The organism is Marinobacter sp. OP 3.4 (genome assembly GCF_036224885.1).
GTDB lineage: Bacteria > Pseudomonadota > Gammaproteobacteria > Pseudomonadales > Oleiphilaceae > Marinobacter.
Map to the genome: position 1 here is coordinate 1 of NZ_JAVVLT010000114.1, position 18,713 is coordinate 18,713.

Genomic DNA, 18,713 nt, shown 5'->3' on the forward strand with positions numbered 1-18,713 from the left:
TACTTCTTCCTGAAGATAAAAGCAGCGTTTCCCGGTAAAGCGCGATGAACCTAATTTTTCGCCCACTCTGTCCATCACTCTTCGTTTCTGCACTGCTATTCTTTTCGGATTGATGTTCTCCGGCCTTACCCAGGCCGCATCCCTCACGGAGGATCAGGTGCAGTCGTTTATCGACAGCATGCACGACACTGAAAAGCTACGGGAGGAGTTTCCGGAACTGGACACCGAGATGGAACCCGAAAACCAGGATATGAGTCGCCCCATCTCCAGTTCACTGAGCACCCTGGACGACGTCCCGGAGGCCAGGGATCGCCTGGAAGAGATTGTGGAAGACCACGGCTTTGACAATATTGAGCAATGGGCAGATGTTGGGGATCGTGTTTTTATCGCAACCATGGCGATCTCGATCCAGGACATGCCCCCTGAGCAGCGGAAGATGGTTGAGTCCATGGCCAACCCGGACATTGACCCCGAGGCGCATGAAGCCACACAGCGTGGTATGGATGAAATGGCCAAGAACATGAGGGATATGCTGGCCGCCGCCGATCAAGCCTCGCCGGAGGACATTGAGACTGTCCGCCCCTATATCGATCAGTTCAGGGCACTCGGCGACGAGTAGGCTTTACCCCGCCGGGAAACAGTTTCTCCCGCCTGTTACCGGGTTCCCCTGAATGCAGGGGAACCAACGGGAGGAACTGCCCCTAACGCACCACAAACACCGAGATCTTCGCATCCCGCACCAGGTTGGCCGCATTGGAACGGATGAAATGCAGCTTGTCGCCAATGCCGGGCACATGGGAGGCCATGACGATGAGGTCCGCCCCGGTCTCGTCGGCCGCTGCAACCAGCCGCTTTTCCAGCTCAACGACCGTATCCGGAGACTCGATCAGCGAGTAGCTGGTATCGATGCCATGGTCCTTGCCCTGCTCCTCCGCAAACAGTCGCAGTTCGTCCTCCAGCTCGTGGGTACTGTGGGCCACGGACGACGGCGCCCGGTTGGTCACCGTGACGTAGTGCAGGGCCGCGTTATAGTGCTTGGCGATGTCGATGGACGTGTTCAGCGCCTTGGCAAGCTTGTCGACGTGGGCGAGATCAACAGGTACCAGAATCTTGGAGTACATAGCCGCCTCCCTTTTTGCTGACCGGTTTTGTCTTGCCTTATGTAAAAGATCTGGGGCCGGATGGTATCGAGATCAAGGTCGACATGGGTAAACTGGCCGCGAAGGAAACCACCGCAAGGAATCATCATGAAAAAGCACTGGCTTGCCCTTCTCACCCTGCTCTGGACAGTGGCCCTGTCCGCCCACGCCGACACGTCGGTCTGGAAGGTCACGAAAGGTGACCACTACCTCTACGTCGGCGGCACCATTCACCTGCTGAGCAGGGACGATTTTCCGTTGCCCGACGGTTTTTCCAGGGCCTACCAGGACTCGGACATGGTCGTGCTGGAAACCGACATGGCGGCCCTGGAGACGGCGGAGTACCAGCGGGAAATCCTGATGGCCACTACCTACTCCGGGGACAGCAGCGTGCTCCAGCATCTTTCCGACGACACGGTCGAACTGCTGCGGGACTACCTGGAAGAAAGACACATGCCAGCCGCTCCGCTTTTCCGGCTTAAACCCGGCATGCTGTCGATGACGCTGACCATTCTCGAACTGCAGCAACTTGGCCTTACCGAGGCAGGGGTGGACCAGTTTTTCCGGTTACAGGCGCTGAACGACGGCAAGGAAGTGGGTTACCTGGAGTCCCCTGACCAGCAGATCCAGTTCCTGGTGGATATGGGCAAGGGGCAGGAAGACGAGTTGATACGTTATACCATCCTGGAGATGGAACGGCTCCCGCAGGACATGGACACCATCCGTGCCGCCTGGCGCGACGGCGATACCCAGAAACTGGCGGCGGCGGGCCTGGAGCGCTGGGTCGACCGGTTTCCGGACCTGTACGACATGATCCTGGTGGACCGTAACCACGACTGGATACCGGAGATCGAACGCCTGCTGGACACCGGGGACGTTGAGCTGGTCCTGTTCGGGGCCCTGCATCTGGTCGGGGACGACGGTGTTCTGGCCCTGCTGGAAGACCGGGGGTATCAGGTGGAGCAGGTTGACTGGTAGTGTCGTGTCCTGCACCAGCATGAACCGCCTGAACGAGGTCACCGGTGAGAAAGATTGCAGTGAGGATCGGCCTGTCCGTCCTGGTCTCTTTGATGATCTACCTGCTCGTCGCCATGGGGCTGATCATCAGCGATTCCCATCGTGAACCAGACGCTGACAAGGAGCCTTTGTCCTTCCAGGCGCTGACCGGTGATACCGGTGACCTGCCGCCCCTGGAGGACTACGAGGCCCGTGATGGCAGCACCCTGTCCTATCGGCTCTATCCCTCCGAATCCCAACGGGTGCTGATCCTGCTGCATGGCTCCGGCTGGCATAGCCGGTACCTGGCGCCAATGGCCCGCCGGATCAGTGCCGGCGGTTATGCCAAGGTGGTAACACCGGATCTCAGGGGACATGGTCCCGACCCGATACGCCGGGGCGATATCGACTACACCCATCAACTGGTGGATGACCTGGCGGACCTGATCGACCACCTGCGGAAGGACCAACCGGAAGCAACGCTGGTGATTGGCGGCCACTCGTCCGGTGGCGGCCTGGCGCTGCGGTTCGCTGGAAGCCGCTATGGCCCGCAGGCCGATGGCTACCTGCTGCTGGCACCCTGGCTGCAATACAATGCGCCCACCGTCCGCCCCGACGGCTCCGGCTGGGCCATCCCCTACACACGACGCATTATCGGCCTAACCCTGCTGAACAACCTGGGGATCAGCGCACTCAACCACCTGCCGGTGATCCGTTTCAACATGCCAGCGGACGTGCGGGACGGCACCGAGACGCTGAGCTACTCCTACCGCCTCAACGCCGGCTATGCGCCCCGGGACTACACGGAAGCGCTCTCTGCCATCAAACAGCCGCTACTGGTGCTGGTGGGTGGCGAAGACGGGCTCTTCTATCCGGAAAAATTCAGGCCGGTGGTGAACCGGTATACGGAAGGGGATGTTCGGGTGATTGACGGTGCCTCGCACCTGGGTATCGTGGTGGACGAGTCCGTGGTGCCGGCCATCGGGAGCTGGCTGCAGGCAGATATCACGGACTGATTCCGGTCTTGACTGCCGGAGACGGAGTTTGCCCCGGCAGTTCCTCTCCCCTGTCAGAAGTTGGACAGGCCAGAGCTGGTGCAGCTCGCCCAGTTGCCAATGCAGAGCTGGCCAGCGTTATGCAGGCGGCTGTTGGAGATATGGGCGGTGGAGCTATAGCTGTCCGTCCGGAAAATCCCCTCACTCATGTTGGAGATATCACAGTTGTCGACGGTGACATTGATCTCGAATCCGGTGCCACCATTCTGACGCAGGAACTTGCCCATATTATCGACAACGCAGTTGGACACCGTGAGGTTGGTGGAGGCATTCACCTGCAGGAACTTGTCCGAGCCATTGTAGCCCTCCACATTGCGGACGGTAACATTGCCCTCGGACTTGACGGTCATGGCGTCCTCGCCCACATCCATCCAGAGAATGTTTTCCAGAGTGCCGCCGTTATAGACGTGGATGCCATCCGCCCCATTCTGGCCAATAATCACGTTCTTGAGGGTGGCTCCGTTCTCCAGGCGGAACACCGGGTCCTGCCCTTCGCTCTGGCCGCCATCGCCCAGGGCGGAACTGGCGTTGAAGGTCTGGCACTGACCGTCGAAGGTGCCGCCATCCACCACGATGGTTTCAGATACAAAGCGGCTGCCAGTGGACTCACAGCTTGCCCCCTTACCAACGGGGCCGCCCGGATCGGATCCCGAGCCACCATCATCGCCGCCGTCGCCGCCATCAACCGGCTGGAAACGCCACTGCTGGTTCACCGCACCGGTGGTCCGCCACTGGCGGATATCACCACCATTGGAGGTGCTCCATACCCAGACATCCAGCGGCAGCCCGCTGTGGCGGGAACTGATGGTGTGATAGCCATTACCGGCATTGTCGATGGCCCACTGCTGATTGTAGCCGCCGGTGAACTGCCATTGACGGATTTCACCGCCCGGCTCCGTGCTCCATTCCCATACGTCCAGGGACTTGTCACTGTGTACCGGGCGGATGGTGTAATAACCATTGCCGAGATTGGTGACGTCAAACTGCTGGTTTTCGTCCCCGGTGTATTCCCACTGGACCACATTGGCACCATCGGCAGTGCTGTTGCCTTCCACATCCAGGGCCAGGCCGCTGTGGCGGGAGATGATGGCATAGCGACCGTTGTCGATCGCCATCGCCGTAATTGTCTGCGTCGAGAGAACCGCAGCCAGTAGCGGAACGAGTAAAGAAGGTTTCATTATCGGGACTCCATTGTTGTGGTTGTCTACGGCCCGTCCGGGGCAGTCATTAACCACCATGCTGCCCCACACGTATGCCGGGGCGAGCGGACCTTCCTGACCCGATCGCCTCATGCGCGTTTTCTGCCCGACAGCTTATTCAGAACGACAGATAGGAAACTGGCTACAAGGTAACCAGCTCCGGCCAGCAGCTTAACCGTGTGCCGGTCCTCGACCCACCACCGAGGTAACCCGGGACTCAGGATCCCTGCAATCACGTTATTCGGGTCATTCGGGTTTTCGTATTTGCGTACCTGTTCGGGACTTTCCTCAGGTGGGCCAGCTTTCCCGTTGGCGCTTCCGGGTATAGACTGAAATGGAAGCGTACCGGTGGACGCGCTGGAAAACCCCAGAGGTATCCGTTATCGACAAGCCACTCTCACCAGGCGCCCAACACTACCTCCTGCTACTGGCACCCCAGTTGCTGGCAGACATGGATCGCGTGGGCCTGTCCCGTATCATTCAGTGTTCCGGTTTTCCGGAGCATGAAGTCACCAGCCTCTACTTTGAGTTCAGATCCATATGCCGGGTACTGCCGGCCGAGCCGGAGGCCATTCCACCGGAACTCTGGACCTACCTGACCCACAGCACCCGCCTGATGTCCACACTGGTCAATACCGCCGAGCAACCGGCGATCGACCAGGCCCGACATAATGCCGTGCGCAAGTTCCTGCCCCAGGCGCGGCATACCGTGCAACACGAATACGAAGAGCAGTGCCAGGAAGGCACGGTGGAGTTACGACTAGCCGCCCTGATGCGAGACCACACCTCCCCCGAGCAGTCCCGTGAGATCTGCAAGGAGGCACTCCGGCTGGAACGGGAAGAACGATACCAGTCCTGCCGGGACCTGGACACAACCGGTCTGGGAGCGTCCCGGGCCACTATCGTGGACCACGCCCTCACCTATGCCCACCAGTCCATTGCTGACGCGCCGGACCAGTTCGCGCCGGTGGACCTGGTGATACGCCTGCTGGATCTGTTGCACACGGTTCGCCAGACCTCCCCTGACTCAACCGCCGCCGATGAAGAAGCCATGGATCGCATCGTGCTGGGGCTGGGCAACGTGCTCTACAGTGACGAACTGGATCTCTGATGCCGGAAGACTGCGCGGTAGCATGCCGCCCTCTTACTAGCTTGCTTAACAATAGGATAAGATTACCCGGTGCCCTGTGGCCAAAAGGCCGCCCCAAACCGATAATAAGGCGGCGTCGATTCATACAACAATCAAGGACACCTTCATGAGCTTCGATACCCCAATCCACCTGTGTGGCCCACTCAGAGAACCCCTACAGATGCTGGCGGACCAGGAATACAGCGGCCATTCCTCCATACACGATGACAGCATGGCGGAAAAGCTCGGCTTCCAGGCCGGCCCCATCGAAGGCCCGACCCACTTCAGCCAGTTTACGCCCCTGCTTGAAGCGATCTGGGGAAAGGAATGGTATGAGCGCGGCTGCTTCTCGGCCCATTTCCAGAACATGGTGGTGGAAGGTGAAAGCGTGCGGGCGTTTGTCGAGCAGCCCGCCCCCGGTGCCAAAAAGGTCCGGGCCTGGGCCGAGAAGGCGGATGGCACACCGGTGCTGGAGGCCAGTGCCAGCCTGGGGCCCGAAGGCGGCGAGACCCTGCTTGAGCAGCGTATGGCCAAGTTACGGCCACCGGAGAAACTGGTGATCCTGTCCGATCTCCAGGTCGGCATGACCGGTGCGGAGGATGAGCCGGTGCGCATGGATGCCGACCAGCATATGGGTAACCTCTACCCCTTCTCGCTGAACCAGAAACTGGAGCGGATTACCGAGCGCTCCCCGTGGTACAGCGACGGTGCCGATTCCCCCTGGGGCCGTGCGATCATCCCCCTGGAAATGGTCAGCGTGCTTGCCGAGTACACCAGCAAGACCGCCAGGTTCCCGGTGAAGCAGCCCGCCGTCGGCCTGTTCGCCGACCAGGAAATCCGCATGGTGGACGGCCCCCTGTTCGTGGGCGAAGACTACCTGATCCGTCGTGAGATCGTGGCGCTGTCGGAAAGCAAACGCACCGAATCCTACTGGGTCCGTTCCCGTATCTACGACGCCACCGGCGAGCACCTGAAGGCGGAGATGCTCCTGAACCATGCGACCCTCAAGCACTCCTACCCTCACTATGACGAGGAAGCGCAATAGGCGGGCATCGTCCCGACAACAGGAACAACCTCCTAACCCGGCCAGGCACACTGATATGATGACACATCCGTTCCCGGATCTGATTGACATGGTGATGGATGAGGACCTCCCCGGTGCCAGCACCAATAGCCTGGAGGTCCAGCAGAAACACCTTAACGCCAACCAGGTGGTCCATGGCGCGGTGCTCTACGCACTGGCGGATACCGGCATGGGGTCCGCCCTCTACCTGACCCTGGACGAGGGTCAGGTCTGCGCCACCATTGAAATCAAGATGAGCTATTTCAAACCGGTGTTTGCCGGCAAGGTGGTCTGCCATACCCGGATGATCAACCGGGGCAAGACCATTGCCAATCTGGAATCCCGGCTGTTCGTGGACGACGTGCTGGTGGCCCAGGCCAACGGCAATTACGCGATCTTCCGGATAAAGTCATAGGCCCATGCCTTCCCGGTCCGGACCCACGCCCCGTTTCGCCGTCGACGCCATGCTCGGGCGACTGGCCCGATGGCTACGGGCGCTGGGCTTTGACACGACCTACAGCCCGGATATCGATGATCATGACCTGGTGGCCCTGGCCAACCGCGAACAGCGGATCCTGCTGACCCGCGACCAACACCTGATCACCTTCCTGCGCCCTGACCAGGGCCTGTTGCTCCGCACCGGCAGACCTCTCGTCCAGCTCGACCGGGTGGCCCGGGCTTTCGGGCTATCGCCCACCGACGACCTGTTCAACCGCTGCCTGATGTGCAACAGCCGCCTGCGGGCAGCCACCACCAACGAGATCGCCACCCGGGTGCCTGAACGGCCCCGCACACTACCGGGGCCCTTCCTGGCCTGCCCCGGCTGCGGTCGTATCTACTGGCCGGGCTCCCACGTCCGGCGCATGCGACGGGAGCTGGCCGAGATATTTCCAGAACTTCGGGCCGGCGGCGCCGGTCCGTGATAGGGCACTATCTGCCGAAATGCTTCCGATACTCCCCCGGCGTCATGCCGGACACCTGCCGGAAGCTGCGCCGGAGACTGGCCTCATCCGGGAAACCCAGGCCATCGGCGATAGTGGTCAGGGAGCGATCGCTGCTGATCAGTTGTTCGCCCACCTGGTTGAGCTTCACCAGCCGCATCAACTGCCCGCACCGATGACCACTTTCCCTGAGGGCCCGGCGTTGCAGGGTCCGTGATGAGGTGTTCATGAACTCGGCCAGCCGGTCAATGATGAGGCCATGGGCGGGCGTTCGCTCCACCCAACGGATCACCTCACGTAACCAGGGACTTTGCCGGAACAGGCCCGGCACGTCCTGCAGGGGCGTGTGGTGGTCCTCCGGTCGGGGCAGCACCATATGGCGGCGGATCTCCTCCACCGCCTGGCCACCGCACTGCTCTTCCAGCAGCCCCAGCCCCAGGGGCAGATAACCGTTAACGCCGGCGGCGGTGTCATCATGGCCAGTGCGGACCAGGGTCTGATGGGGTCGCCAGTCAACCCGGGGGAACCGGCTTCCGGCCAGTTCCCGGAGCCACCAGGTCGTGGTGGCCGGGACACCGTTCAGTCGACCGGTACGGGCCACCAGGCACACCCCCGTGCAATAGCTCCACAACCGGGTTGATTCCGGCAGTCGTGCCAGGGTCTCCACCAGGCCATTATCGGCATCGGTCACGGCACTGTCGGCATCGCGCCAGGCACCGGGTACCAGTACACCATCCAGTCCGGATTCGCCCAGGCGTTCAGTGGCCAGCGTAACGCCATTGGCGGTCGGCAAGCGACCGCCTCGCTCACTCACCCACTGGCAATGGAACAGTTCACGGCCCGCCCTCTGATTTACCGCCATCAGCAGGTCGGAGAAGCCAAACAGGCCGGCGGGCAGGCAATCCCGGTAAAGCAACAGACCAATGTTCATATGGCATTATTCGCATTATTTATGTCTTAACGTGCCATACTAACCACCAGCTAACCGTCGCACAATGATGACATCCGAAGTAAGGAGGTCATCATGAACATCACGCAGTTGAGAAACGCCACCATTATCGTGGACATCGGCGGTCACCGAATCCTGGTGGACCCGATGCTGGCCCCCATGGGCGCCATCCCACCCCTGAAGTACGCCACCCGGTCACGCCGTCGCAACCCGCTGGTGGAACTGCCCGTAAACACCAGTGCGGAACTGGAAACCGTCACCCACTGCCTGATCACCCATTGCCAGAAAGGGCACTTTGATCACCTGGACCGGGCCGGGGCAAAGTGGCTGCGCCAGCATGACATCCCGGTGTACTGCATGGCGGAGGATGCCGATTTCCTGGCCCGCAAGGGCCTGTCGGTGATACCGCTGCAACCGGGCCTGCGCCAGGCTTTCCTGGGCGGCGAACTGACCCCGGTGCCCTGCCTTCACGGTCGCGGACTGGTGAGTCGGTTTATGGCCCATGGCCACGGTTACTTCCTGGAGTTTCCCGGCGAACCCAGCGTGTATATCGCCGGAGACACCATCCTTACCGACGACGTCCGCCGCTGCATCCTGCAAAACCAGCCGGATGTGTGCGTGGTGCCCGCGGGCGGTGCCAACTTCGATATTGGTGGAGAAATTATCATGGGAGTTGATGACGTGCGGTCGGTCACCCGGATCAGCACCGGTATCGTGGTGGCCAACCACCTCGAATCCCTGGACCACTGCCCGGTGACCCGGGACCAGATCCGGGCCATGGGGGAACGGGAAGACCTGGGTGCCCGGCTACGGGTGCCGGATGATGGGGAGACACTGGTGTTTCCCCCTCAGCCACCGGCAGAGGTCGGGCATATCCCTGTCCTCACCGAAGAACTGGACGGGTAATCAAGTAACCCCCGGTGTTTCAGGCGCCGGGGACGTCCCCCCCCCCCTTGCCTGGAACTATTCCCGGGACTCAACGACAGGCTGTTCAGAAGTCTTCTCAATAAGCGCTTCAGGGCCTGGAGGTCTTTCTCAACGGCCCGCGCATCCCGTTCAGCGCGTTGTCAATTGCCGCTTTGCTGACAGCGTCCCCGGCTTACCACTAATCGCTCCGTATGCCGCAATTCCGAGCAGACGACGAAATGTCGGGCATTCCATATGACTCGGGGCAGAGCATACTGCGGCATGCCGAAGGCCATCGCGCATCGACATCAGCTTTTGAATGGTTCTATCCAGTTCATCCGCCTTACTCACCAGCAACTCCCTGTCGATATCCGGGGTTCCTTTAGATCCGATCATCCGGGCGATTTCGTCCAGTGAAAACCCCGCGGCTCGCCCCAGCGCAATCAACGCCAGCCGCTCCAGAATATCGGCGTTGAAAACCCGGCGTAGCCCTTGCCTGCCAACAGAGCTGATTAACCCTTTCTCCTCATAGAATCGCAGCGTGGAGGCCGGCACGCCAGAACGTTTAGCCACTTCAGCAATGTCCATAAATACCCCTTGACCTCAAGTCAACTTGAAGTCGTACGATAATCCCAGTTCGGAATCAAGACAACCAGAGGTGAGCATAATGAACGATCTACTGCCCATATTATTGATTGGTATTGGAGCCACTGCAGTGACTGACCTGTGGGGGAGTGTTCGCAAACGCCTACTCGGCATCCCTCCACCAAACTATGGACTGGTGGGACGCTGGATTGCTTACATGGGACACGGGACGTTTCGTCATGACGCTATTGCCGAGTCTCCTCCCATGCGCGCAGAACACATCATCGGGTGGACAGTCCACTATCTGATCGGTATCGCCTTTGCCGCGTTACTTATTGGAATCTGGGGAGAGTCCTGGATTCATCATCCAACGATTGGACCCGCACTTACGGTGGGAATAGGCACCGTTGCAGCTCCCTTCCTGCTGATGCAACCAGGTATGGGGGCTGGTATTGCCGCCTCCAGAACACAACGCCCGGCCTCTGCGCGAGTGCACAGCCTCATAACACATGCCATTTTCGGTATCGGCTTATATGTATCGGGTTGGGCAGTACAACTTTCGTACTCAATATGAAAGTCAGGCTCTATAAACGTCGGCCGGGGTGGCCCACAAGACGCTTACCCATGATGCAAAGGCTGTACTCCTCGCCGTCCATCGTCGCCACATCCGGCAGCCGACCCCACTCCTGATATCCGAAAGCCTGCAACAAGCGCATGCTCGGTGTATTGTGAGCGAAGACATAACCGACGAGCGTGTGCACGTCCAGCCCCGGTGCCATCTCTTCCGCCGCCTGCAACAGCACCTTCCCTACCGATCGACCTTGCTGCTCGGGCGTGATGTAAATGCTCAGCTCAGCCGTATGCTGGTACGCCGGCCTGCCGTAAAAATCCTCGAAGCTCAACCATGCGACAATCCCACTCTCATCTTCGTAGACCAGGAGGGGGCGCCGTTCTGGCTGGTGTTTCTCAAACCATTCAAGGCGGGCTTCCGTCGTGACCATTTCCGTATCCGCCGTCGATTGGCGAGTCGGAATCGCGGCGTTGTAGATCTCGACGATTCTCGGTAAATCCTGCCTGGTAGCAACCCGCAGGCCCATCGGCCGTACTCCTTATGACAATTCGAAAGCCCATGTGTATCTTTTGCAATCACGCGTCCGTGCACCGTTATCCAATGCCTCGAGTATCGGCGGGTCACTGAAGCGGAACCGGTGGCAGCAGACCCGGCAGTGTTCACCAAAAGATAAATGACTAAAGAGGCAGCCTCCCTGGTGGGGAGTGATATCAATGCCAAAGCCCACCTGCTGATTTGGAGCGCAAGAAACGCGATTGGCCCAACCAACGCAATATTCGAAGTTATGCCTGGTGCCCGAGTTCTGATACAGCACTCCACGGACGAATATTCTTCAACTGATCCTCAAGGGCATCTTCCGCAATTTCAGTGTCGTAGGCTGCCTGAGCTCGCAACCAATAGCCATTGGACAAACCAAAGAAGCGACAGAGTCGCAGGTCCGTGTCTGCGGTTATCGACCGCTTTCCAGCAATAATCTGGCCGATCCTCTGAGCAGGCACCCCAATCTCTTTAGCCAAACGGTATTGAGAAATACCCATCGGCTCAAGGAACTCTTCCTTCAGTAACTCGCCTGGCGTTACAGCTTCAATGTTGCGCATGAGTTATCTCCTAATGGTAATCAACAATTTCGACATCTTCCGCACCAGCCTTGGTCCAGCGGAAGCACACCCGGAACTGCCTGTTGATTCGAATGCTGTGCTGACCTTGGCGGTCACCATGCAATGGCTCCAACATATTTCCGGGCGGTACCTTAAGATCATCCAACTGGCTTGCAGCCTGGAGTTGCCGAATTTTCCTCAAGGCAACTCGCTCAAAATTGACGAAGCGTCTGACGCGGCGTCCGCTTGCCAGCTTCTCGGTATCCTTACACTTAAACGATAAGATCATGGAGAAATGATGACGCTTTGCGTTACTAACGTCAATCGTTAGTATGCGGCAAACTACACTGAGAGAGGGTCATAACAGCTTATAACAGATGGAACACCAGGGCCGAAGCAAGGTCAGGCGCATCCGGCCTGGCCAAGGGTAACCTTACTCCTGCCGGCCCAAGGCGCGGACCGCGTCAGTCATTCGTTCCACCGCCGCATCCAGCTCGTTGAGCCCGGTGGTGACGCTGGCAATCCGCTCCTTCTCCACTTCGGAGCCCTCGCGGATGGCGTTCATCTGGCCGTGGATGGTCTGGATCAGGCCGGCGTTCTGCTCGACCACGGTGCCGATCTCACTGGTGGCTTCAGCAGTGCGTTTGGCAAGCTGGCGAACCTCATCCGCCACCACGGCGAAGCCGCGCCCGGAGTCCCCTGCCCGGGCCGCTTCAATGGCGGCATTCAGGGCGAGCAAATTGGTCTGCTCGGCGATGGCTGAAATGGTGGACACGATCCGGGTGATATTGCCCGCCTGCTGGTTAAGCTGGTCGCTGATCTCACTGGCGGAGGCGATCTGGTTGGCGATATCGTCCGTGCTGCTCACGGCGGCGTCCAGGGAGCGTTTGGCCTGGCCGGTGATGGACGAGGTCTCATCGGATGTGGTGGATGCCACCGCCATGGTCTGCTGGAAGGCCCTGACACGGCCGGTAATGTCCGAGGCAAACTTGATGACCCGGTAGACCTGGCCATCGTCGTTGAAGATGGGGTTGTAGGTGGCTTCCACCCACACCGGATTGCCGGAGCGGTCCCGCCGTTCGAACTGACCGGAGAAGAACTCGCCAGCAGCCAGTTTGCGCCAGAAGTCCGGATTTTCCCGGTAGAAGGCGTCATCGCAGAACATGCGGTGGTGCTGGCCGCTGATCTCATCGAGATCGTAGCCCATCACCTGGAGGAAGTTGCGATTGGCGCAGAGTATGGTGCCGTCCGGCTCGAACTCGATCACCGCCAGTGAGCGGTCCAGGGCGCCAATGCGGGCCTCCCGGTCCCGGAGGGCCTTGCGTTCCCCGGTGATATCCGCCGCCAGCTTGATGACCTTGACCACCTGGCCGTCGGCATCCATAACCGGGAAATAGCAGGCCTGCAGCCAGCACACTTCGCCATTGCGCTTGAGTCGCTCAAAGGAGCCATTGTGGCCCTCGCCGTTGGCCAGGCTTTCCCAGAACCGCTGGTAATCGTCGCTGTGGACATACTCCGGTTTGCAGAACATCCGGTGATGCTGCCCGATAATGTCGTTCCGTGCGTAGCCGACTACGCCCAGGAACAGGTCATTGGCATCCAGGATACGACCGTCCGGGGTGAACTCGATATAACCGATGTTCTGGCGGATTGCCTCGAACTCCCGGTCCCGGTTTGCAATCTCGGGTTCATTTGCAGCGATCTTTTCCGAACGTTTCAGCGCGAACAACATGCGATACCCCTCTCATACCGACAACCCGTTCAGTATGGATCAGAGTCTATGGAAAGATACCGGCTCAATAGATGTTTTTTGTAACAATTTACAATGGCAGACCAGGGTCGGGAAATCAGGCGCCCAGCATGGGCCACAACGCCCTGGCGGATGTTTCGAAAAGCACCGTATCAAACAACTCGCCACGCCTGAGAAAGGTCTGAGAGCCCCGGAAGACCTGACCGCCGGTGCCGAGGATTCCGGCCTCGATCATCAGGTTGTCCATCAGCCCGAACTGCTCGATAGCCCTGCCGTGGTCATCCACGCCAACCTGGCCTGGTTGCGGAACGCGGTGCTGGTAGTCCTCCGCGGACAGGGTGTAGCCGATCATGGGCGTGCCAAGGGCGGCAAGGTAGCCGGTTTCGAACACGGTGCCGGCATCAGCGCTGGGGCCACGGAAAGGGGTCAGGTTGACCAGCGCGCCGTCGCACCGATCCATCAGGTCCCTGTTGGCCCGGTAGATGGCCAGCGCCTTTTCGGCTGGAGGAGTGTCGTCGGACAACGACAGTTCATTATCCATCGGGTCCAGGCCGACCATGCCCAGACGCCTCAGGATGATTTGCTTTTCGGTAATGATGGCCGTCCGCATGTCTTCATCCAGGAAGACTTCCGGGCCGGCCAGGTAAATGGCAGGGGTGTCGGGCATGGGGGCTGCTCTCCGGCGGATATCGGCAAAACACCGGTTATCCTAGCAGCCCGGGAGCCGTCCCACGACACAAGGGGCCATTCGCCATGGCCGGACGCAACGGCCCGACCATGACGGTTGCCGTCAGTTCAGCAGATTTTTCAGTTCATGTCAGTTTGCTTACCACCTATGCTGATGGGGAGAGCTGGTCAGTCCTGGCTTCTCCCATTGGCTCAGTGGTTGTTGACACGACTGTCCGAATTTATTGCAAATCATTAATCTTGCTCGAATATCTATCGATACCCAATCGCTATCTTACTGACAGCACGGAATAAACTTCGGCAACCACGGGCATATATGTCGTTAAAAGAAGGCGTTTTTAGCGTCGAGTTAGTTAACAAACCACCCCGCATAAGTAGGAAATACACATAACAAACCACTATAAAGCGTCATTAGTTCATGAAAATCATATAGGTGTGAAAGGCAGTCCCCCCGTGCCAGGCAGGGACAATGGCCACGAACCAGCACCATCCTTTACGGTGCTATAAAGAAGAGCCTGTAATTAACTGTTATTTATTGATTTTTAACTTATAAAAACGCATTGGCGTACATTATGCAATCCGTTTATGGACACCCTGCGTCTGCAGGAAGCAGGTCCTTAAGGGGAGTTTGAAATGGATCAGCAGCTTATCACCAACCTGGTGGTGGTGGGACTGGTGTACCTACTGGTTTTCCTGCCACGCTTCAATCAGTGGCCTGCGGATTATGGAGGCAGTTTCAGCGGTCGTCCGTCCGGCTATATCAACGACCTGACGTTCCTGTTCTTCAGCCTGACCTATCTGGCGACCTTCATCTTCCTGGGCTTTGCCCTGAGCCAGATCCCCAATATCCAACAGTACTTCCCATTAATTTTCGGGCCGGGTGGTCAGGGGCAACCCATCGACCCGACCATACTCAACAGCAATTTCGCCATTGCGGTGGTCATGTTGGTGACCGCCCTGAGCATTCCCATTGTGGACCGGGCCGACAGCCGCTGGCGGGGTTACCTGCTCAACCTGGCACGGATTCCCAGGGAGGCTTTGGCCCTGAGGGCAGCCATCATCGACAGTATTGACGGGCTGGATCACTCACGGATCTATACCAGCAACCTGTCCGGGGATGTCCGGCAGACGGAACAGGCAGCTTTCTGGGACCGGTGCCTCAACGAACCCGATACCGACGCCAACGAACTGGCGACACGAACCCTCTCGGGGCTGTATATCATTGAGCAGATCCGGGATCTTTCACCAAAATCCCAGGACCTGGAGTACCTGGCAAACCAGGAGAAACGGTTCAAGGAAATCGCCACCATCATTCCCACCCTGGGCAATTCAGGGAATGAACTGTCCCCGGCCCCGTACCGGGACGAGCTGGATATGGAGCTGGCCCGGCTGGCGGAGATCTACGCCTGCTATACGGTCAAGAAACAGCCGAATGCCACTCAGCGTTACCGGGCACTGAATGAGGCCGGCTTCCCGGTGTCCCGCCCCAAGGAGCAGAACGGCAAACTGATCATGCCGGTACTGCTGACCGGGTCGGTACTCCTGGCCTGTTGCGCCGTGGTCACCATGCTGGGGCTGGTGCTGTTTGACGTCACGGGTTTTCCCGGCCCCCCGGGGCGCTGGTTCACCATGGAGCGGATCTATGACTGGACGTCGGGCTCATGGTTCTCTTTCGTCATGGCCTTCGGCTTCGGCATTTTCTTCAATGAAATCCTGGAGCCGACCCTGGGTCGGCGCAGCCTGATGGCCTACCTGCTGGCGTTCGTCTTCTCGACCCTCAGCGCCTGCGCCTTCTTCCTGTTTGCCCGGGAGACGTTCCAGCCCCATTACCTCTGGCTGGCCATCAACTTCGGGCTGCTGTCGGCGGTCACCATCGCCACCCTCAAGCGCACGGTGTCGGATCAGTCGGAGGTCCTTCGGCTGTCGATGCGACTGGCGGTGTATTACGGCCTGGCCTCCGTGATCTTCAGCGTGCTGGTCCATCTCCATGCGGGAGTCCATGCGGAAGAATGGACCATCACCCCGGGCAGTATTGCGACGGCGGCTGTGTTCGGGCTCTTCCGGGGAGCGGTCATCGGCTTCTTCGTCGCCTACGTGTTTATCGAGTTTGGCCGCGTACAACAGAATTCCGACCGTCGCCGGGCCGAACGGACCCACGTCGGGCGTCGACTGAAAGTCGCCCTCCGGGATGCCCAGATACCGGCCTATCTCAAGAACCTGTCCGATGATGGCGCCCTGCTGAAAGTCTTCTCCCGGTCGGTTTCGGTGGGGGACGAAATCAGCCTGACGGTGGGCAGCCAACGGCCCCAGACAGGCTCGATCCAGTGGATAGAAGGCAACCTTGCCGGCGTCCGGTTCGAGCACGACCACCATTCCCTGAGCCGGGCCGCCTGACCCGTTCGCGCCGGACGGCGCATAGCAAGGAGCAGACGTATGAAAAAGACCATCCTCTCGCTGGACGGCGGCGGCATACGCGGTGCCGCCACTGCCCGCTTCCTCACGCTGGTTGAGAAGGAACTGAAGAAGGACAACCTGGACCTGAGGAAAACCGTGGATCTCTGGGCCGGCACCAGCACTGGTGCCATTATCGCGGTGGCCCTGGCCACCACCGAGTTGACCATGGAAGCCATCTCGGAACTGTATAACGTGACGACCGCGAGGATGATTTTTACGGAGAACCGGGGCTGGTTCGAGCTTGACGGCATCAATGCCCCCAAATACGAGGGCAAAGGCAAGAGCAAGGTACTCAGGGAGTATTTTGGTGACCACACCCTGGACGATGTGCCTGACAACAAACACGTGCTGGCCGTCGCCCATGGGGTGGAGTGCAATCACCCGGTGGTGCTCAAGAGCACCAAGCCGGAATACCGCAAGCTCAAGTCCGCCGACGTGGTGGATGCCTCATCCGCCGCCCCCACCTATTTCCCCACCAAGCGGGTGCGTTACCTGGAAAGCGGGGACGAGGACTGGCTGGTTGACGGGGGCGTGATCAGCAACAATCCCAGCGTCTGTGCCATGGCCGAGGCGCTTCGCCACTGCGATGGCGCCACCCTGGAAAACCTCCAGATGCTCTCCGTGGGTACCGGCAAACCCACGCGGTTTGTTCCAGGTCAGGATTCAGCGACCTGGGGCGCCCTGGGCTGGATTGGCCACGGCAAGATCTTCAACCTTTTGGGCAATGAACAGGTGTCCGCCTATCAGGCCATGACCTTCTGCCGCCAGGGACACTACATCCGGGTCAACTCACCCCTGGCCAAGATGCCTGGCTTCCAGCTCACCGTGGCCGATGACATGGACAACATTTCCCCCAAGAACATCAGCAACCTGAAGGCCCTGGGGGAGTTCTGGTTCGAACACTTTGGCGAGGCCGCCGTGGCATTGCTCAAACAGAACTACGCCGGCGAATCCCTCGATTCGTTGAGTTGAGAGAGCTATTCGCAGGTAAGAGCTATTCCAGGTAATAGTCGAAGGTGGACACCACCCGCACCGTCTTGACCGGCTGCTGTTCGGCGGTGACACCGGGGGCCTGGTCCCGGGCAAGGATCTGGAATACCCCCTGGTTGGCCCGGCGCAGACCACCCAGCTCGGCGTCGGCATCCCGGGCGAACTGCTGTGCGGACTCCCGGGCGGCCGCCGTGGCCTCTGAGATCATGTCCGGCTTGATGTCGTTGAGTCGGGTAAACAGGTAGGTGGGACCGGTGGGGCCATAGTCCGACGACAGGATCACCCCGGAGTCCACCAGGTCGCTGACACCCTGGGCGGCCTGGCGTACTTTGTCCACGGCCTCCGTACGCACCATCAGTACCTGGGTGATGATGAACTTGCGGGCGCCGTTCTCCGGCTGGTAGGGATTGGCGTGGGTGTCCACCACATCCATGCGCTGGAGTTCCACCGAGTCCTCGTCGATGGCCTGGAGCTTGAGGAAGGCCATCACGCCATCGCGGCTGCTACGGGCCTTCTCCCGGGCCTCCTCCAGGGTCTCGCCGGTGGCGGCAAAGCGTATGGGCCATAACGCCAGGTCCGCATTCACCTCCTGCTCGGCCACGCCCTTTACGGTTACGTACCGATCACCGGTGCGCATTTCCGTCAGGCCATCCTTTAGCAGCGACGCCGACACGATCATTCCCAACCCGAGGATTAACGCCACCAGAACCTTCATTGCCACTCCTTTTCAAAAATCATCCATGCACCTGAGCGGTCCAGCATACCCCACTATGACACCGTACCGGAACTGCCCGGCGCACAGGCACTAATGCACAATCGTCAGTTATCCCAGTGGCTCGGGGGAACCCGCTGAACGTGGATGTGGCTGGCCAGCCGGATCGTGGGACGGATCAGGAACTGGAAACTGCCGATGATGAACAGCCAGATGGCCACCGTCTCATACTCCGGAAACAGGAAGAGTATGCTGCCCACCAGGAACCAGATCGCGATCAGGAAGTCGTTGGTGATGCTCAATAGCTCATAGCGACGCCGGATCACCAGCTCCTCGTGGCCAATCCTGAGGGTCAGCGGTTGGTCGATATTCGGGTCGGTCATGGCGGCTCCTTTATTCCAGGCGGGGCATCGGTCAACACCGGGACACATAACCAGCGGCCCGGAGGTTGTCACCAACCGGCCAGGCCGCCGGTTTTCATGCAGCTTTC

Annotated in this window: 23 protein-coding genes; 12 read left to right on the top strand and 11 right to left on the bottom strand. The window is 59.6% G+C overall.

What is annotated here, in order from left to right; all coding sequences use genetic code 11:
- Window positions 1–157 precede the first annotated feature (157 nt).
- Complete coding sequence (locus RO069_RS19500) at window positions 158–619, top strand: hypothetical protein (protein ID WP_328189733.1); 462 nt, start codon at window positions 158–160, stop codon at window positions 617–619.
- A gap of 82 nt (window positions 620–701) precedes the next feature.
- On the opposite strand, the gene RO069_RS19505 is transcribed toward RO069_RS19500, so the two are convergent.
- Window positions 702–1,121: a universal stress protein gene (locus RO069_RS19505; protein WP_328189734.1), complete on the bottom strand. Its 420-nt coding sequence runs from the start codon at window positions 1,119–1,121 to the stop codon at window positions 702–704.
- Window positions 1,122–1,247: 126 nt separating this feature from the next.
- On the opposite strand from RO069_RS19505, the gene RO069_RS19510 reads away from it, so the two are divergent.
- Both RO069_RS19510 and RO069_RS19515 read left to right on the top strand, forming a co-directional pair.
- Window positions 1,248–2,117: a TraB/GumN family protein gene (locus tag RO069_RS19510; RefSeq protein WP_328189735.1), complete on the top strand. Its 870-nt coding sequence runs from the start codon at window positions 1,248–1,250 to the stop codon at window positions 2,115–2,117.
- Window positions 2,118–2,161: 44 nt separating this feature from the next.
- A complete protein-coding gene (locus RO069_RS19515; RefSeq protein ID WP_328189736.1) occupies window positions 2,162–3,151 on the top strand; it encodes an alpha/beta hydrolase in 990 nt (329 codons plus the stop codon).
- 53 nt (window positions 3,152–3,204) lie between these two features.
- On the opposite strand, the gene RO069_RS19520 is transcribed toward RO069_RS19515, so the two are convergent.
- Entirely contained in the window at window positions 3,205–4,368 is a 1,164-nt protein-coding gene (locus tag RO069_RS19520) for a pectate lyase (RefSeq protein ID WP_328189737.1), read from the bottom strand.
- A gap of 355 nt (window positions 4,369–4,723) precedes the next feature.
- Between RO069_RS19520 and RO069_RS19525 the strand changes: the two genes are divergently transcribed.
- The 4 genes from RO069_RS19525 (at window position 4,724) to RO069_RS19540 (ending at window position 7,504) form a co-directional block, all read left to right on the top strand.
- On the top strand, window positions 4,724–5,500 hold the full coding sequence (locus RO069_RS19525; protein ID WP_328189738.1) for a hypothetical protein: 777 nt from the start codon (window positions 4,724–4,726) through the stop codon (window positions 5,498–5,500).
- Window positions 5,501–5,645: 145 nt separating this feature from the next.
- Window positions 5,646–6,563: a hypothetical protein gene (locus tag RO069_RS19530; RefSeq protein ID WP_328189739.1), complete on the top strand. Its 918-nt coding sequence runs from the start codon at window positions 5,646–5,648 to the stop codon at window positions 6,561–6,563.
- Between the two features lie 55 nt (window positions 6,564–6,618).
- Window positions 6,619–6,996 (top strand): PaaI family thioesterase, encoded by a 378-nt coding sequence (locus RO069_RS19535; RefSeq protein ID WP_328189740.1) that lies wholly within the window; start codon window positions 6,619–6,621, stop codon window positions 6,994–6,996.
- 4 nt (window positions 6,997–7,000) lie between these two features.
- On the top strand, window positions 7,001–7,504 hold the full coding sequence (locus RO069_RS19540) for a Mut7-C RNAse domain-containing protein (RefSeq protein ID WP_328189741.1): 504 nt from the start codon (window positions 7,001–7,003) through the stop codon (window positions 7,502–7,504).
- Window positions 7,505–7,511: 7 nt separating this feature from the next.
- On the opposite strand, the gene RO069_RS19545 is transcribed toward RO069_RS19540, so the two are convergent.
- A complete protein-coding gene (locus RO069_RS19545) occupies window positions 7,512–8,453 on the bottom strand; it encodes a GlxA family transcriptional regulator (protein WP_328189742.1) in 942 nt (313 codons plus the stop codon).
- A 93-nt stretch (window positions 8,454–8,546) separates the two neighbouring features.
- Between RO069_RS19545 and RO069_RS19550 the strand changes: the two genes are divergently transcribed.
- Window positions 8,547–9,377: an MBL fold metallo-hydrolase gene (locus RO069_RS19550; protein ID WP_328189743.1), complete on the top strand. Its 831-nt coding sequence runs from the start codon at window positions 8,547–8,549 to the stop codon at window positions 9,375–9,377.
- 150 nt (window positions 9,378–9,527) lie between these two features.
- On the opposite strand, the gene RO069_RS19555 is transcribed toward RO069_RS19550, so the two are convergent.
- A complete protein-coding gene (locus RO069_RS19555) occupies window positions 9,528–9,965 on the bottom strand; it encodes a helix-turn-helix domain-containing protein (RefSeq protein ID WP_328189744.1) in 438 nt (145 codons plus the stop codon).
- A 79-nt stretch (window positions 9,966–10,044) separates the two neighbouring features.
- On the opposite strand from RO069_RS19555, the gene RO069_RS19560 reads away from it, so the two are divergent.
- Entirely contained in the window at window positions 10,045–10,536 is a 492-nt protein-coding gene (locus RO069_RS19560; RefSeq protein WP_328189745.1) for a DUF2938 domain-containing protein, read from the top strand.
- A gap of 10 nt (window positions 10,537–10,546) precedes the next feature.
- On the opposite strand, the gene RO069_RS19565 is transcribed toward RO069_RS19560, so the two are convergent.
- The 5 genes from RO069_RS19565 to RO069_RS19585 form a co-directional block, all read right to left on the bottom strand.
- Window positions 10,547–11,059, bottom strand: a complete 513-nt coding sequence (locus RO069_RS19565; protein WP_328189746.1) for a GNAT family N-acetyltransferase — start codon at window positions 11,057–11,059, stop codon at window positions 10,547–10,549.
- A gap of 256 nt (window positions 11,060–11,315) precedes the next feature.
- A complete protein-coding gene (locus tag RO069_RS19570) occupies window positions 11,316–11,630 on the bottom strand; it encodes a HigA family addiction module antitoxin (RefSeq protein WP_328189747.1) in 315 nt (104 codons plus the stop codon).
- Window positions 11,631–11,640: 10 nt separating this feature from the next.
- Complete coding sequence (locus tag RO069_RS19575; protein WP_328189748.1) at window positions 11,641–11,919, bottom strand: type II toxin-antitoxin system RelE/ParE family toxin; 279 nt, start codon at window positions 11,917–11,919, stop codon at window positions 11,641–11,643.
- Window positions 11,920–12,063: 144 nt separating this feature from the next.
- Window positions 12,064–13,362: a methyl-accepting chemotaxis protein gene (locus RO069_RS19580; RefSeq protein ID WP_328189749.1), complete on the bottom strand. Its 1,299-nt coding sequence runs from the start codon at window positions 13,360–13,362 to the stop codon at window positions 12,064–12,066.
- A gap of 115 nt (window positions 13,363–13,477) precedes the next feature.
- Window positions 13,478–14,047: a nucleoside 2-deoxyribosyltransferase gene (locus RO069_RS19585; protein ID WP_328189750.1), complete on the bottom strand. Its 570-nt coding sequence runs from the start codon at window positions 14,045–14,047 to the stop codon at window positions 13,478–13,480.
- Between the two features lie 86 nt (window positions 14,048–14,133).
- On the opposite strand from RO069_RS19585, the gene RO069_RS19590 reads away from it, so the two are divergent.
- The 3 genes from RO069_RS19590 to RO069_RS19600 all read left to right on the top strand — a co-directional run bounded on the left by RO069_RS19590 (window position 14,134) and on the right by RO069_RS19600 (window position 17,493).
- On the top strand, window positions 14,134–14,361 hold the full coding sequence (locus RO069_RS19590) for a hypothetical protein (RefSeq protein ID WP_328189751.1): 228 nt from the start codon (window positions 14,134–14,136) through the stop codon (window positions 14,359–14,361).
- A gap of 339 nt (window positions 14,362–14,700) precedes the next feature.
- A complete protein-coding gene (locus RO069_RS19595) occupies window positions 14,701–16,461 on the top strand; it encodes a PilZ domain-containing protein (RefSeq protein WP_328189752.1) in 1,761 nt (586 codons plus the stop codon).
- Between the two features lie 39 nt (window positions 16,462–16,500).
- Window positions 16,501–17,493 carry a patatin-like phospholipase family protein gene (locus tag RO069_RS19600; protein ID WP_328189753.1) on the top strand — a complete coding sequence of 331 codons (993 nt, stop codon included), beginning with the start codon at window positions 16,501–16,503 and terminating at the stop codon, window positions 17,491–17,493.
- Between the two features lie 22 nt (window positions 17,494–17,515).
- Here RO069_RS19600 and RO069_RS19605 read toward each other — a convergent pair whose 3' ends face one another.
- A complete protein-coding gene (locus RO069_RS19605) occupies window positions 17,516–18,226 on the bottom strand; it encodes an SIMPL domain-containing protein (protein WP_328189754.1) in 711 nt (236 codons plus the stop codon).
- Between the two features lie 104 nt (window positions 18,227–18,330).
- Window positions 18,331–18,606 (bottom strand): YrhK family protein, encoded by a 276-nt coding sequence (locus RO069_RS19610; protein WP_328189755.1) that lies wholly within the window; start codon window positions 18,604–18,606, stop codon window positions 18,331–18,333.
- Between the last annotated feature and the right edge of the window lie 107 nt (window positions 18,607–18,713).

What these genes read in the sequence shown, in the direction of transcription:
- RO069_RS19520 (WP_328189737.1), bottom strand. Translation starts at nt 4,368, where the DNA reads ATGAAACCTTCTTTACTCGTTCCGCTACTGGCTGCGGTTCTCTCGACG.
- RO069_RS19510 (WP_328189735.1), top strand. Translation starts at nt 1,248, where the DNA reads ATGAAAAAGCACTGGCTTGCCCTTCTCACCCTGCTCTGGACAGTGGCC.
- RO069_RS19505 (WP_328189734.1), bottom strand. Translation starts at nt 1,121, where the DNA reads ATGTACTCCAAGATTCTGGTACCTGTTGATCTCGCCCACGTCGACAAG.
- RO069_RS19595 (WP_328189752.1), top strand. Translation starts at nt 14,701, where the DNA reads ATGGATCAGCAGCTTATCACCAACCTGGTGGTGGTGGGACTGGTGTAC.
- RO069_RS19525 (WP_328189738.1), top strand. Translation starts at nt 4,724, where the DNA reads ATGGAAGCGTACCGGTGGACGCGCTGGAAAACCCCAGAGGTATCCGTT.
- RO069_RS19590 (WP_328189751.1), top strand. Translation starts at nt 14,134, where the DNA reads ATGGCCGGACGCAACGGCCCGACCATGACGGTTGCCGTCAGTTCAGCA.
- RO069_RS19570 (WP_328189747.1), bottom strand. Translation starts at nt 11,630, where the DNA reads ATGCGCAACATTGAAGCTGTAACGCCAGGCGAGTTACTGAAGGAAGAG.
- RO069_RS19605 (WP_328189754.1), bottom strand. Translation starts at nt 18,226, where the DNA reads ATGAAGGTTCTGGTGGCGTTAATCCTCGGGTTGGGAATGATCGTGTCG.
- RO069_RS19535 (WP_328189740.1), top strand. Translation starts at nt 6,619, where the DNA reads ATGATGACACATCCGTTCCCGGATCTGATTGACATGGTGATGGATGAG.
- RO069_RS19600 (WP_328189753.1), top strand. Translation starts at nt 16,501, where the DNA reads ATGAAAAAGACCATCCTCTCGCTGGACGGCGGCGGCATACGCGGTGCC.
- RO069_RS19540 (WP_328189741.1), top strand. Translation starts at nt 7,001, where the DNA reads ATGCCTTCCCGGTCCGGACCCACGCCCCGTTTCGCCGTCGACGCCATG.
- RO069_RS19610 (WP_328189755.1), bottom strand. Translation starts at nt 18,606, where the DNA reads ATGACCGACCCGAATATCGACCAACCGCTGACCCTCAGGATTGGCCAC.
- RO069_RS19575 (WP_328189748.1), bottom strand. Translation starts at nt 11,919, where the DNA reads ATGATCTTATCGTTTAAGTGTAAGGATACCGAGAAGCTGGCAAGCGGA.
- RO069_RS19530 (WP_328189739.1), top strand. Translation starts at nt 5,646, where the DNA reads ATGAGCTTCGATACCCCAATCCACCTGTGTGGCCCACTCAGAGAACCC.
- RO069_RS19555 (WP_328189744.1), bottom strand. Translation starts at nt 9,965, where the DNA reads ATGGACATTGCTGAAGTGGCTAAACGTTCTGGCGTGCCGGCCTCCACG.
- RO069_RS19580 (WP_328189749.1), bottom strand. Translation starts at nt 13,362, where the DNA reads ATGTTGTTCGCGCTGAAACGTTCGGAAAAGATCGCTGCAAATGAACCC.
- RO069_RS19565 (WP_328189746.1), bottom strand. Translation starts at nt 11,059, where the DNA reads ATGGGCCTGCGGGTTGCTACCAGGCAGGATTTACCGAGAATCGTCGAG.
- RO069_RS19585 (WP_328189750.1), bottom strand. Translation starts at nt 14,047, where the DNA reads ATGCCCGACACCCCTGCCATTTACCTGGCCGGCCCGGAAGTCTTCCTG.
- RO069_RS19545 (WP_328189742.1), bottom strand. Translation starts at nt 8,453, where the DNA reads ATGAACATTGGTCTGTTGCTTTACCGGGATTGCCTGCCCGCCGGCCTG.
- RO069_RS19550 (WP_328189743.1), top strand. Translation starts at nt 8,547, where the DNA reads ATGAACATCACGCAGTTGAGAAACGCCACCATTATCGTGGACATCGGC.
- RO069_RS19560 (WP_328189745.1), top strand. Translation starts at nt 10,045, where the DNA reads ATGAACGATCTACTGCCCATATTATTGATTGGTATTGGAGCCACTGCA.